We start from the raw sequence: 13,898 nt of genomic DNA, 5'->3' as shown, positions 1-13,898 counted from the left end.
GTGCGCTGAGTAAAGTGTGTCAGGGCTATAATCGCGCACTGCCCCCTCCGGCACCAGCGCGCGGAGCCCATCACAAGCAATTAACGAACGCCGAAACCAATGCCGATGCCCCCGGCCGATGCGGACTCCGTGGCGCATGCCGAACTTGCCCGCTATCGCTTCATCACCGGACTCGACGACGCGATCCGCCTGCTCACCGATCCCGAACAGATTGCCCAGAGCGCCGCGCGCCTGCTCGGCGAGCATCTCGGCGCGGACCGCTGCGCCTATGCCTACGTGAGCGAAGACCAGGACAGCTTCGCCCTCACCGGCAACTACACCAGGGACGTTCCCAGTATCGTCGGGCGTTATCCGACGGCCGCCTTCGACGCCGAGTTCGTCCGCCTGAATAGCCAGGGCTTGCCCTATGTCGTGGAGGACAGCGAGATCGACCCACGCGCAAGCGACGTGTTGCAGGCTTACCGCGATACCGTCATCCGCGCCGTGATCTGCGTCCCCGTCATCAAGGGCGGCCGGTGGGTGGCCTGCATGGCCCTGCACCAGGCCACTCCCCGCCACTGGCAGGAACACGAAGTCCGGCTGCTCGAGGCGGTCGCCCACCGCGCGTGGGAATCGATCGAACGCAGCCGCATCGCGATCGAACTGCGCGCGGCCGAGGAACAGGTGCGTGCCAGCCACGACTACCTGCGCCTGCTGCTCGACTGCACCGAGGAAGGCTTTTATTCGATCGACCGCGAGGGCGTCACCATCATGTGCAACGCCGCCTTCCTGAAGATACTGGGATTTCAACACGAGAGCGAGGTGATCGGCAGGAAGCTGCATGGCGTGATCCACCACGCGCACCCGGACGGCGCGCATTACTGCGTGGAGGATTGCCCGATCTACCGCGCCGCGCGCGACGGCGTGCCGGCGCTGGTGGACGACGAGATGTTCTTCCGCGTGGAGGGCAGCGCTTTTCCGGTCGAGTACCGCGCGCGCCCGGTCTGGCGCGACGGCCAGCTGCATGGCGCGGTCTGCACCTTCGTCGACCTGACCCAGCGCCGCCGCACCGAGGATGCGCTGCGCAAGAGCGAGGCCCATCTGCAGTCGGTGTTCGGGCAGACCGCCGCCGGCATCTGCGAAACCGACCTGCAAGGCCGGATCGTGAAGATCAACGACCGCTTCTGCGAGATGGTGGGACGCACCCGGGAAGAGCTGCTCTCGACGAGCATGCAGGAGATCACCCATCCTGACGACCTGCCGCTGAACCTTCCGCTGTTCAAGCGGATCATCGCCACCGGCGAGTCCTTCGAGATCGAAAAACGCTACCTGCGCCCGGACGGAAGCAGCGTCTGGGTCAACAATACCGTCAGCCTGATCCGCGCTCCGGCCGGACAGGGCTCGGACAGCACCCTCGCCGTCTGCATCGACATCACCAAGCGCAAGCACGCCGAGGAAGCCTTGCGCGAAGCCGACCGCCGCAAGGACGAGTTCCTGGCCATGCTGGCGCACGAATTGAGGAACCCGATGGCGCCGATCCGCGCCGCCGCCGACCTGCTGGAATCGCGCGACCTGGCGCCCGAGCAGCGCCGCCGCACCAGCCAGATCATCTCGCGCCAGGTCAAGCACATGACCGGCCTGGTGGACGATCTGCTGGATGTCTCGCGCGTCACGCGCGGCCTGGCGGAGCTGCAACAGGCGCGCCTCGACGTCAAGCAGGTCATCGCGGATGCCATCGAACAGACCCGCCCCCTGATGGAAGCGAAGCGCCACCGCCTGGTGGTGGAACTGGCGTTCGATGCCGCCCAGGTGCTGGGCGACCACAAGCGCCTGGTGCAGGTCCTGAGCAATCTGCTGGGCAACGCGGCCAAGTACACCCCGGCGGAAGGCCGCATCGAAGTGACGATGGGAGCGACCGACGAGCAGGTGGTCCTGGCGGTCGCGGACAACGGCATCGGCATCGCCCAGGAACTGCAGGTGCGCATATTCGACCTGTTCGCCCAGGCCGACCGCAGCCCCGACCGCTCGCAGGGCGGCCTCGGCATCGGCTTGGCCCTGGTGAGAAGCCTGGTGGAGCTGCACGGCGGCAGCGTCGCCGCTCACAGCGAAGGCGTAGGCAAGGGCAGCCGTTTCGTCGTGACCCTGCCGCGCGCCGCCGCGGAGGATTTGCCGGAGGCTGCACAAGGCGACGCCGCGCCGCTTGCGCCGTCCGCCGCACGGCGCGTGCTGGTGGTCGACGACAACGTCGATGCGGCCCAGATGCTGGGCATGTGCCTGGAGGCGGCCGGCCACGCCGTCATGATCGAGCACGATTCGCAGCAGGCGCTGGAACGGGCCAGTACCTGGCTGCCCGAGGTGTGCATCCTCGATATCGGCCTGCCTGGGATGGATGGGAACGAGCTGGCGCGCCGCTTGCGCGCGCAGCCGGAGACCTCGAAGGCGACCCTGATCGCCTTGACGGGCTATGGACAGGAGCAGGACCGGCAGAACGCCATGGCGGCGGGATTCGACCATCACCTGGTCAAGCCGGTGGCGGCGCCGGACTTGCTGGCGCTGGTGGCCAAGACGCGGCGCCTGGACTGACGCCTTCCCCAAGCTGACAGCCGGCGCAAAAATATCGTCACAGCGACCATCCGCCAGCTGGCAGATCGTAGTGAAAGCCAACAACGTCTGTCTGCGCCTAGTTACCTCATCAAGATCTACGTGAAAATGCTCATCGTGCGCCTTGATCTAACAGATCGATCCGTAAGTGCTCTTCCCGGTCGGTACGTCGAGGCCGAAATAACACGCATACCCTGAGTACGTGCCGCGCTTTTCCCAGATGCAGGAAAGATGGCCTCTGAGACGCGTCCGGTGGTCCGGCCCGGCCCCGCAGGCTTCCTTCCTGTCTGGCCCGATCTGGTCGAAAAGCTCCTTCGCGAGAGGTCCGGTGAACATCAGCGATACTTTCCGGTCCTTGGCTGTCGGCGGCACGGAGTCGCCCAAACTGCCGCCGTACACGTAGTAGTCGCCCTTGAGTGGCGTGGCGAGATACCGCGCCCCCGGGTCTTTCGGAGGCTGCGGGTCGGCCGCGTTGGCGAAGGGGAGCAGCAATGCGACGGCGAGGCATATCAGGCGTGTGTTCATCGTCCCTCCCATAATCCAACGTGCAGGTGATCGTCGTGCAAAGGCCAACGTTTCACGCGCGGGCCGCACGCCGCGCGCAGCTCGTCATCGTTGAAGTAGATGAGCTTGACGAGCGGGTGCCGCAAGAACAGGTTGACCAACTTGATGGTGGCCGCCTGGTCGTAGATGGTCTTGTCCTTGTACGTGCAGCGGGCCGCCTGGCCGACCATCCCGTCCTTGCGGATCGGACGCATGTCCATTTCGATGCCCTTCATGTGGGTATCATGCTCGTACCTGACTCCGCCGGCGAGGCTCATGTTCCCGATGCCGAATTTCCGGTGGTCGATGGCCTGCCACTCCCGCTCAACCCAGAAGATGACGGACAGCATGGAGGGGTGGGCGTATTGGGCGAGATGACCGGTGCCAGGCCTTCCGCCCACGTTGCCATACACGTAGTAACCGGCCTGCTCAGGCGCCTGGGGAAGCATGAAGTGCCCCAGGTTGTCCCGTGGTTGAATTGGAATGGCCATGGCCAGTCCTTACGCGCAGCACTTCTTGGCCGCAAGGTCCCAACCGCCGGCGGTTTGGCCGCCGATGCCGCCACCGATCTTCTGCTGCGTGTACGACCACTTCACCTTCGTGAAACACAGCCCGATTTCGTCCTGGAGCAGGCCACCGCCGTTCATCACCTGGTCCATGTGGGATATCAGTACGTTCTCCAGATCGACCTGGTAGTACTTGACTCGCTTGCCGTCGCCATCGGCGCGCATGAATTCGAGCCTGGCCTTCGGGATTGTCTTGCCCATCGAGCAGTGCTGCATCAGGATCGGCGAGGCGAGGTCGGCGATCTTGGATAACGACAATATCCGATGCTCGCAATGTCCGGCAGTGTGGCCGCCCCCGGTGGACTTGCTACCGACCGTAGGTTGCATCACGCCGAAGCTGACTGAGGCGAGCTCGATCCAACCTTGGTGGCCAGCGTCGGCCGACTCGCCCTTGATGCCGTCGATCTGCAAGTATGCGTCGGATGCCATTGGTGTTCTCCTCGATGATGAATTGAACAACCATTCTGACTCTGGGCAGACCGAGATAGATTGGCGGTGCGCAAGATGCTGAGATTTTGTAGCGTGAAGCCTGTCTCGATCTAGCGCCCGCCTTATAAGGTCAGCAGGCCGCGAAAGCCGCGCGCTGCGTAATAGGACTCGGCGCCGTTGTGGTAGACGAATACCCGGCCGTAGCGGCGGTCGCAGAACAGCGCGCCGCCCAGCTTGCGCACGTCTGGCGGGGTGGCGATCCAGCTCGAGGTCTTGCGGTCGAATTCACCGAACGTCTGCAGGTGGCGGTACTGTTCTTCGGTCAGCAACGCGATGCCCATGCTGGCGGCCACCTCCTCCGCACTGCTGCGTGGCTTGTTTTCCTTGCGCGCGTCCAAGGCGGCACGGTCGTAGCAGATGCTGCGCCGGCCTGCCGGCGATTCCGGGGAGCAGTCGCAGAAAACGATGCTGCCAGTCGCCTCCTCGATGCCGACGACGTCCGGCTCGCCGCCGGTCGCTTCCATCTGTGCCAGCGCATCCAGCGCGGCGGGATGGTCTGCGAGTCTTGCCGCTACCTCGGACCAGTCAGCTCCCGCGTGGCGGTGCATGTTCTTGTCGAAGCGGGCCTTCAATGTCTGCAGAAGTTCGTCGGCTTGTTCCGGGGTCATGGCGGGCCTTGTCCTCTCATGGTGGTGAAACGCAAAGTTAGCACAGCCGCGTGCTCCGGAATGAAAAAAACCGGCCACCGTTGCCGGCAGCCGGGTTTCATGTAGCCGATGCGGGAGATCAGTCCCAGCTCAGCGCGCCACCGGTCTGGTACTCGGTCACGCGCGTCTCGAAGAAGTTACGCTCCTTCTTCAGGTCGATCATCTCGCTCATCCACGGGAACGGGTTCTCTTCGTTCGGGAACAGCGGATCCAGGCCGATCTGCACGGCGCGGCGGTTGGCGATGAAGCGCAGGTAGCCCTTGAACATCGGGGCGTTCAGGCCCAGCACGCCGCGCGGCATGGTGTCTTCGGCGTAGCGGTACTCGAGTTCGACGGCCTGCAGGAACAGGGCTTTCAGCTCTTCGCGGAAGGCCGGGGTCCACAGCTGCGGGTTTTCCATCTTGATCGTGTTGATCAGGTCGATGCCGAAGTTCACGTGCATCGACTCGTCGCGCAGGATGTACTGGTACTGCTCGGCGGCGCCGGTCATCTTGTTCTGACGACCGAGCGCCAGGATCTGGGTGAAGCCGACGTAGAAGAACAGGCCTTCCATCAGGCAGGCGAACACGATGATCGACTTGAGCAGCTTCTGGTCGTTTTCCAGGGTGCCGGTCTTGAAGTCGGGGTCGGTCAGGACGTTGATGAACGGGATCAGGAACTGGTCCTTGTCGTGGATCGACGCGATCTCGTTGTAGGCGTTGAAGATCTCGCGCTCGTCCAGGCCCAGCGACTCGACGATGTACTGGTAGGCGTGGGTGTGGATCGCTTCCTCGAAAGCCTGGCGCAGCAGGTACTGGCGGCATTCCGGCGCGGTGATGTGGCGGTAGGTGCCCAGCACGATGTTGTTGGCGGCCAGCGAGTCGGCGGTCACGAAGAAGCCGAGGTTGCGCTTGACCAGGCGGCGCTCGTCTTCCGACAGGCCGTTCGGGCTCTTCCACAGCTCGATGTCGCGCTGCATGTTCACTTCCTGCGGCATCCAGTGGTTCGCGCAGCCGGCCAGGTACTTGTCCCATGCCCACTTGTACTTGAACGGCACCAGCTGGTTCACGTCGGTCTGGCCGTTGATGATGCGCTTGTCGTCGGCGTTGACGCGCTTGGCGACTTCGGCGGCGGCGGGTGCTGCTTCGCCGGCGGCCTGCGGTGCGCGCGGGGCTGGTGCGGTAGTTGGTTCGTCGTCCCAAGAGAGCATGGTGTTATTCCTTCTTTCGTGGCCTCCTCGATTGGTGGGCCGTTAAGTATTCAGGGTGGTCGTCATTCGCGGGTGGAAGCCAAGCGTTAGTGGTGCACTACGAACTTGGATTCCGGCCTTCGCCGGAATGACGGTTTTGAGCTTAGTGGTACAAAGTGCTGCCGGGCCGTCAGGCCGGGCAGCACGTTTAGTGGCTTATTGGCAGGCTTCGCACTCGTCGAAGCCGGCGTCGCCCGGACGCAGGTAGCAGGCGGCGCCTTCCACCACTTCCGCGCTTGCAGCGGCCGGTGCCGCCGGAGCGGCAGCCACCGGACCGTTCGCTGCCGGCGCGGCGTGGCCGGCCACCAGGCCGCCCGAGACCGGCACCGCGTTCAGGGCGCCGGTGCGGGTGGTCGACTTCTCCATGTGCGTCGCCGCGATGGTGCGCAGGTAGTAGGTGGTCTTCAGGCCGCGCAGCCAGGCCAGCTTGTAGGTCTCGTCCAGCTTCTTGCCCGAGGCGCCGGCCATGTAGATGTTCAGCGACTGGGCCTGGTCGATCCACTTCTGGCGGCGCGAGGCGGCTTCCACCAGCCACTTCGGCTCGACTTCGAACGCGGTGGCGTAGATGTCGCGCAGGTCTTGCGGCACGCGGTCGATCTTGGAGAGCGAGCCGTCGAAGTACTTCAGGTCGGCGATCATCACCTCGTCCCACAGGTCGCGCGCCTTCAGGTCGCGCACCAGGTAGGAGTTGATCTCGGTGAACTCGCCCGACAGGTTCGACTTCACGTACAGGTTCTGGAAGGTCGGCTCGATGCAGGCCGACACGCCGATGATGTTCGAGATGGTCGCGGTCGGGGCGATCGCCACGCAGTTCGAGTTACGCATGCCGAACTGTTTGATGCGCTCGCGCACCACGGTCCAGTCCATCGATTCGCTGGTGTCCTGCTCCAGGTAGCCGCCGCGTTCTTCCGCCAGCAGCTTGATCGAGTCCTGCGGCAGGATGCCGCGGTCCCACAGCGAACCTTCGTAGGTCTCGTAGCGGCCGCGCTCTTCGGCCAGCTCGGTCGAGGCCAGGTAGGCGTAGTAGCAGACGGCTTCCATCGACTTGTCGGCGAACTCCACGGCCTTGTCCGAGGCGAACGGCACGCGCATCATGTGCAGGCAGTCCTGGTGGCCCATGATGCCCATGCCCACCGGGCGGTGGCGCAGGTTCGAGTTGCGCGCCTTGTCCACGGCGTAGTAGTTGATGTCGATGACGTTGTCCAGCATGCGCATCGCGGTGCGGATGGTCTTCTGCAGCTTGGCGTGGTCCAGGCCCTCGCCCTTCATGTGCTGCGGCAGGTTCACCGAGCCCAGGTTGCAGACGGCGATCTCGTCGGCGCTGGTGTTCAGCGTGATCTCGGTGCACAGGTTCGACGAGTGCACCACGCCGACGTGCTGCTGCGGCGAACGGATGTTGCACGGATCCTTGAAGGTGATCCACGGGTGGCCGGTCTCGAACAGCATCGACAGCATCTTGCGCCACAGGTCGAGGGCTTCGACCTTCTTGTACACGGTCATTTCGCCGCGTGCGGCCTTGGCTTCATAGGCGACGTAGGCTTCTTCGAAGGCCTTGCCGACCTTGTCGTGCAGGTCCGGGGTTTCGCTCGGCGAGAACAGGCTCCAGTGGCCCTTCTCCATCACGCGCTTCATGAACAGGTCCGGAATCCAGTTCGCGGTGTTCATGTCGTGGGTGCGGCGGCGGTCGTCGCCGGTGTTCTTGCGCAGGTCGAGGAATTCCTCGATGTCCATGTGCCAGGTTTCCAGGTAGGCGCAGACCGCGCCCTTGCGCTTGCCGCCCTGGTTCACCGCCACGGCGGTGTCGTTGACCACTTTCAGGAACGGGACCACGCCCTGCGACTTGCCGTTGGTGCCCTTGATGCGCGAGCCCAGCGCGCGGACCGGGGTCCAGTCGTTGCCCAGGCCGCCGGCGAACTTCGACAGCAACGCGTTTTCCTTGATCGCGTCGTAGATGCCTTCCAGGTCGTCGCCGACGGTGGTCAGGTAGCACGAGGACAGCTGCGAGCGGCGGGTGCCCGAGTTGAACAGGGTCGGGGTCGAGCTCATGAAGTCGAACGACGACAGCAGGTTGTAGAACTCGATGGCGCGCGCTTCGCGGTCGGCTTCGCGCAGGGCCAGGCCCATCGCGACGCGCATGTAGAAGGCCTGCGGCATCTCGATGCGGGTTTCGCGCACGTGCAGGAAGTAGCGGTCGTACAGGGTTTGCAGGCCGATGTAGCCGAACTGCAGGTCGCGGTCGGCGACGATGGCCTTGGCCAGGCGCTCGAGGTCGTACTTGCCCAGCTCTTCGTCCAGCAGTTCGTTCTGGATGCCCTTGGCGATGTATTGCGGGAAGTAGGTGATGTACTCGGCAGCGGCGCCGGCTTGCGGCACTTCATGGCCGAAGACTTCCTTGCGGATGGTGTGCAGCAGGATGCGCGCGGTGACCTGGCTGTAGGCCGGGTCGGTTTCCATCAGGGCGCGGGCGGCCAGGATGGCCGACTTGTGCAGCTCTTCGACCGGCACGCCGTCGTACAGGTTCTTCAGGGTCTCGGCGACGATGGCGTCGGCGTCGACGTGCTTTTCCAGGCCCGAGCAGGCCGCGTTCACGAGGGCGTGGACGTCGTTGATGTCCAGCGGACGGCGCTCGCCGCCGTCGACCACGTGGATCTGCGGCGCGGCGACCGGAGTACCGCCGGCGGCTTCCTTGGCGGCCTTGCGCTCTTCCATGCGCTTGGCGCGGTACAGCACGTATTCGCGGGCGACGTCATGCTCGCCCGAGCGCATCAGCGACAGTTCGACTTGGTCCTGCACGTCTTCGATGTGGAAGGTGCCGCCGTTCGGCTGGCGGCGCACGAGAGCGGCCACCACGTTGTCGGTCAGCTGCTCGACCAGCTCGCGGATGCGGGCCGACGCCGCGCCCTGCCCGCCGGCGACGGCGAGGAAGGCCTTGGTCATCGCGACCGAGATCTTGTGCGGCTCGAAAGCGACCACGGCGCCGTTGCGGCGGATAACCCGGTAGTCACCACGTGCGACGATTTCTGCGGGCGTGGCGGTGGCCGGCGCGCCCGGGGTGACGTGCGGATTGATCGAAATGTCTTGTGCTGTTTGCATTGAGCCTCCAGTGAGCAGCGGATTTGCCGTTGTTGTCTTGAGCCGGACTTGTCAACCGGACAAAATTTTAAGCAAAGCGATACCCCGCCAGCTGGAACTCCTCACTGGCAACCAAGGATGAGATCAATGCGGCAGGGTAGAAATCGTTGTTAATTCAGTAGCTTGCGGAGCAAGCTTCAAGTCGAACGTGAATCTAGTTTCTTCTGATCCACTACCACTATATCTAGTGTTCGAACTTGATATGAGACTAATTGTAGTGCCTGACCTAGGTCAGGGCAAGTGACGGAGCCCGTAATTTTTTTTGTTTTTTTTGGTGCGCTGGCTTGACAAGCCCATAGGGCAATAACGACGGGCGGTATGCGGTGAGTGAGCACTAACCCTGTTCCGGAACGCTGCACAAGGCTTAATCAGCTGCATGCGCGGCGCATCGTTCTTGTACATTTTGCACTGGCGAAAAGACAACACGATGACATGCCGACTCGCGCTTTTGCAGGAGACTCACGCATGGTCGTCCGGCGCGCAGATCTCCAGCTTCTGCATCTGATAGCGCAGCTGGCGCACGCTGATGCCGAGCAGGCTCGCTGCCTGGGTGCGGTTGAACTGGGTCTGCTGCAGGGCGCGTCCGATGATGTCGCGCTCGACCTGGCTCAGGTACTCGGGCAGGTTGCTCGGCAGGCCGTTGGGACCCAGCATGGCGGAAGCGGGCGCCGCCTCCACCGGGGCAGGCGCAGGCGTCGGCACCGGTTCCGGCAAGGGCGTGGGCGCGGGCATGCTCGCGGCCGGTTCGCGCCGCAACGCGTCGCCCGGCCGCGCCGCCTTGAGCGACAGGTCGCCCACTTCGATCACGCCGTCGTTGGCAAAGGCCAGCGCCCGCTCCAGCACGTTTTCCAGTTCGCGGATATTCCCCGGGAAGGAGTAAGCACGCAGCGCATCGAGCACGCCCGGCCCGAGCGCGGCCTGGCCGGGCCCGGTCAGGCGCGCCAGGATCGCGTCCACCAGCGGCGCCAGGTCGTCGATCCGTTCGCGCAGCGGCGGCAGCGACAGTTCGATCACGTTCAGGCGGTAGAACAAGTCCTGCCTGAACCTGCCCTGCTCCACGCATTTCGCCAGGTCCTGGTGGGTGGCGCTGATGATGCGCACGTCCACCGGCTCTTCCGTGGTGGCGCCGATCTTGCGCACGCGCCGCTCCTGGATCGCGCGCAGCAGCTTGACCTGCATCGGCAGCGGCAGGTCGGCCACTTCGTCCAGCATCAGGGTGCCGCCGTTGGCGGCCTGGAAGAAGCCGTCGCGCTCTTCGGCCGCGCCGGTGAAGGCGCCCTTGCGGTAGCCGAAGAACTCGGCTTCCATCAGGGTTTCGGGAATGGCGCCGCAGTTCACCGCCACGAACGCCTTGCCGGCGCGCGAACTCTGGGCGTGGATCTCGCGCGCGGCCAGTTCCTTGCCGCTGCCGGATTCGCCCGTGATCGAGATCGGTGCGTTCGAGCGCGCCAGCCGTCCGATCTGGGCGCGCAAGGCCGCCATCGCGCTTGACGTGCCGATCATGCGCGAACCGGGCGCCGCGCCGTCCGCCCGGGGCGCCGGGGCATCAAGCAGTTTCAGGGCCGAGCGCACCATCACGCGCAGCGCATCCAGGGCCACCGGCTTGGAGATGTAGTCGAAGGCGCCGGCCTTGAGCGCCACCACCGCGTTCTCGGCGCTGCCGTAGGCGGTGATGACGGCGATCGGCGTGCCCTTGTGCGACGCGGTCACCTCGCGCACCAGTTCCAGCCCCAGGCCGTCCGGCAGGCGCATGTCGGTCAGGATCAGCGCGTAGTCGTGTTCCTCGAGCAGCCCGCGCGCCTGGCGCAGCGTGGCCGCGCTGTCGACGTCCAGCCCCATCTTGAGCAGGGTGATCTCGAGCAGTTCGCGCAGGTCGGCTTCGTCGTCGACCACCAGGATGCGGGGTGCGGTCATGGTTCTCTCACACTATATATATAAGCAACCGGATCCTAGGCCGGCTGCGAGAAGCTGATCACGAAACGCCCGCTCGCCCGGCGCGGTCCGGTGGCGGTGGGGTCGAAGCGGTATTCGTAGTCGAGCTTCGCATCGTTGTTCAGGCACAGCTCGCGCGCCAGGTACAGGCCCAGGCCCGTGCCCTTGCTCGAGGTAGTATAGAAGGGTTCGAACAGGTGGGCGCGCACTTCGGGCGTGATGCCGGGGCCGTCGTCCTGCACGTGCAGTTCGATGCGGCCGGCGGCGTCCAGGGCCGGGAAGATGCGGATGCTGCCGGGCTCGCGGCTGGCATAGCGCACCGCATTGCCCAGCAGGTTGAGCAGCACTTCGTGCAGGTGCAGCGGGTCGAAGCGCAGCGCGCTCGTCCCGGGGTCGCCCAGGTAGACTATATCATCCGCGAGCCCATGGGTTTCGCAGAATTCGGCCTTCAGCTCGGCGAGAAAGCTGGCCAGCTGCACCGGCTCGCCGTTCGGCTGCACCTTGCGCGACAGCTGCAGGATGTCCTCGACCATGCGGTTCACGCGCGTCACGTTGTCGCCCACGATCTTCAGCAGGCGCACCTCGGCCGGGCCGTGCAGGTCTTCGGCCAGCAGCGCGGTGGCGTGGCCGATCGCCGACAGCGGATTGCGCACCTCGTGCGCGATGCTGGCGGTGAGGCGTCCCATCGAGGCCAGCTTGAGCTGCTGCGCCTGGTTCTCGATGGCGCTGACGTCCTGCATGAACACCACGCTGCGTCCCAGCGCGACATCGAGCGTGTCGACCCGTGCGAAGCGCAGCTTCAGGTGCACCGGCTGGTCGCGCCGGCCGCGCAGGGGGCCCGTGTCTTCCTGATAGGGCTTGACGGTCACGAACGCAGCGTCTTCGCTCGGCGCGCGCAGCCAGGCGCTGAAGGCTTGCGCCAGCGGTTCCAGCCCCGGCGCCTCGCCCAGCCGGAACGCCGCCACCTCCCCCTCCAGGCCCAGCATGCGGCGCGCCGCGGGGTTGCCGGTGTAGACCGCGCTGTCGTCGCCCACCACCAGGATGCCGTCGCCGACGTCGGCAATCACGATCGCGTTGATCGCCTGCTGGACGCGCAGGTCGACGCCGCGCTGCGCGGCCAGTTCTTCCTGCTTGATCAGGCGCGCCGCCAGGCGGTTTACCACCAGCACGCCGGCGAAGAAGGCGGCGCCGTACAGGCCGGCCTGCATCGGCGAGCGCCCGTTGTCCTGCATGAAGACCTGCCAGGTGGTTTCAAGCAGCAGGAACAGGGTGGCGACCGCGCTCGCAAACAGCGCCAGCGTCAAGGGAGCCAGGATGGCGGCGCCGGCCAGCGGGAACAGGTACAGGATCGCCAGGCCGCTGCGCATGCCGCCGGCTTCCAGGTAGAGCAGCGAGATCACGGCCAGGTCGAGCGCGATCTGGCAGCCCAGCTGCAGCGCGAAGCGGCGCCGCCACCAGGCGCCGAGCGCGCCGAAGACGAGCGCCGCCACCAGGTAGAACAGGCAGGCCGGGGTGTTGGCCGCGTCCAGGCGCACGCCCCCGTCGGTGATGCGCACGCCCAGGTAAAGCAGCAGCACCAGCGCGATGACGATGCGGGTGACGGTGAAGGTCTGGAGCGAGCGCCACAGGGTCATGCGCGCTTCGCGGGACAGCACTGCTCTTGGGGACATCGGCCGGCTTACTGCGGCGGCAGGCGCACGTGGCCCGGCGAGCAGTAGTCGTGGCCGTCGGCGTGCACCGCTTCGGAGGCCGGGAAATGGATGCCGCAGTGCGCGCACTGGGTCATGGTTTCGATTTCGGCCACCGGCGCCTGGCGCGGCGGTTCACGCGCATCTTGCCGATTGAGGGGCGGCTGCTGGCGCCCGCCCAGGCCCTTGAGTTTGGCGCGGATCGCCATGACGACCAGCCCGATCAGGAGGATCCAGAAGATGACGCGACTCATGCCAGCCCCCGGTGCAGGACGACTTCGAGCACGAAGCGGCTGCCGACGTAGGCCAGCGCCAGCGTGGCGAAGCCCGCCAGCGTGAAGCGCAGCGCGGTCTTGCCGCGCCAGCCTTGATAACGGCGGCCCGCCAGCAGCGCCGCGAACAGCAGCCAGGACAGCAGCGCGAACACGCTCTTATGGTCGAGGCGCAGGGCGCGGCCGAACAGCTGTTCGGAGAACACCACGCCCGACAGCACGGTGAGGCTGAGCAGGATGAAGCCGATCCAGATCACGCGGAACAGCAGCTTTTCCATGGTCAGCAGCGCCGGCAGCTGGTCCAGCGCGCTGCCCAGCCAGCCGCCGCTGGCGGCGCGCGTGTGCAGGCGCGCCTCCTGCAGGGCCATCAGCACGGCGTGGAAAGCGGCGATGGTGAGCGTGCTGTAGGCCAGCACCGCGACCACGACGTGCCAGCCGAAGGCCGGCGTCTGGCCGTTCAGCGGCAGCAGGCTGCCGGGGAAGACCACCGGCAGCACCACCGCCACCATGGCGAAAGGCATGACCAGGCGGCGCATGCCGTCGAGGGCGAAATTGCGGTTTTCCAGCCAGTAGGCAGCCACCGAGACCCACAGGGCGCTCGAGAGCATGATGGCGAAGCCGACCCGCAGCTGGCCCGGCTCGGCCACGTCGAGCCCGAGCGCGGCGCCATGCACCGCCCAGGCCAGGGCGGTGACGCCTGAGATGACGGCGCCCCGGCGCGACGGCAGCAGGGCGCACACCGCGTACAGCAGGGCCGCGGCGAGGAAGAGGGAGTTCTGCATAATAAGAGTCTACACCATCGGGAAATGGTGGGGGCGGGC

Annotated in this window: 11 protein-coding genes; 1 reads left to right on the top strand and 10 read right to left on the bottom strand. The window is 65.6% G+C overall.

Annotation, left to right across the window (positions count from 1 at the left end):
* Window positions 1-99: 99 nt before the first annotated feature.
* Window positions 100-2,562, top strand: a complete 2,463-nt coding sequence (locus B2R83_RS03260) for a PAS domain S-box protein (protein ID WP_292038260.1) — start codon at window positions 100-102, stop codon at window positions 2,560-2,562.
* A 147-nt stretch (window positions 2,563-2,709) separates the two neighbouring features.
* On the opposite strand, the gene B2R83_RS03255 is transcribed toward B2R83_RS03260, so the two are convergent.
* The 10 genes from B2R83_RS03255 to B2R83_RS03210 all read right to left on the bottom strand — a co-directional run bounded on the left by B2R83_RS03255 (window position 2,710) and on the right by B2R83_RS03210 (window position 13,859).
* Entirely contained in the window at window positions 2,710-3,105 is a 396-nt protein-coding gene (locus B2R83_RS03255) for a hypothetical protein (protein WP_292038258.1), read from the bottom strand.
* Window positions 3,102-3,614: a hypothetical protein gene (locus B2R83_RS03250; RefSeq protein WP_292038257.1), complete on the bottom strand. Its 513-nt coding sequence runs from the start codon at window positions 3,612-3,614 to the stop codon at window positions 3,102-3,104. The genes B2R83_RS03255 and B2R83_RS03250 overlap by 4 nt, the downstream gene beginning before the upstream one ends.
* 9 nt (window positions 3,615-3,623) lie before the next feature.
* Window positions 3,624-4,118, bottom strand: a complete 495-nt coding sequence (locus tag B2R83_RS03245) for an Hcp family type VI secretion system effector (protein WP_292038256.1) — start codon at window positions 4,116-4,118, stop codon at window positions 3,624-3,626.
* A gap of 122 nt (window positions 4,119-4,240) precedes the next feature.
* Entirely contained in the window at window positions 4,241-4,786 is a 546-nt protein-coding gene (locus tag B2R83_RS03240; RefSeq protein WP_292038255.1) for a DUF4256 domain-containing protein, read from the bottom strand.
* Window positions 4,787-4,904: 118 nt separating this feature from the next.
* Window positions 4,905-6,014, bottom strand: coding sequence for a ribonucleotide-diphosphate reductase subunit beta (locus B2R83_RS03235; protein ID WP_292038253.1), 1,110 nt, complete (start codon window positions 6,012-6,014; stop codon window positions 4,905-4,907).
* A gap of 195 nt (window positions 6,015-6,209) precedes the next feature.
* On the bottom strand, window positions 6,210-9,146 hold the full coding sequence (locus tag B2R83_RS03230; protein WP_292038252.1) for a ribonucleoside-diphosphate reductase subunit alpha: 2,937 nt from the start codon (window positions 9,144-9,146) through the stop codon (window positions 6,210-6,212).
* 498 nt (window positions 9,147-9,644) lie between these two features.
* On the bottom strand, window positions 9,645-11,099 hold the full coding sequence (locus B2R83_RS03225) for a sigma-54-dependent transcriptional regulator (RefSeq protein WP_292038251.1): 1,455 nt from the start codon (window positions 11,097-11,099) through the stop codon (window positions 9,645-9,647).
* Between the two features lie 35 nt (window positions 11,100-11,134).
* Window positions 11,135-12,787 (bottom strand): two-component system sensor histidine kinase NtrB, encoded by a 1,653-nt coding sequence (locus tag B2R83_RS03220; RefSeq protein ID WP_292038250.1) that lies wholly within the window; start codon window positions 12,785-12,787, stop codon window positions 11,135-11,137.
* Window positions 12,788-12,795: 8 nt separating this feature from the next.
* Window positions 12,796-13,059 carry a PP0621 family protein gene (locus B2R83_RS03215; RefSeq protein ID WP_036215369.1) on the bottom strand — a complete coding sequence of 88 codons (264 nt, stop codon included), beginning with the start codon at window positions 13,057-13,059 and terminating at the stop codon, window positions 12,796-12,798.
* Window positions 13,056-13,859: a cytochrome C assembly family protein gene (locus tag B2R83_RS03210; RefSeq protein WP_292038248.1), complete on the bottom strand. Its 804-nt coding sequence runs from the start codon at window positions 13,857-13,859 to the stop codon at window positions 13,056-13,058. The genes B2R83_RS03215 and B2R83_RS03210 overlap by 4 nt, the downstream gene beginning before the upstream one ends.
* Window positions 13,860-13,898: the final 39 nt, after the last annotated feature.

The organism is Massilia sp. UBA6681 (genome assembly GCF_002454935.1).
Lineage (GTDB): Bacteria > Pseudomonadota > Gammaproteobacteria > Burkholderiales > Burkholderiaceae_D > Telluria > Telluria varians.
This window is presented reverse-complemented; position numbering and strand designations above follow the sequence as displayed.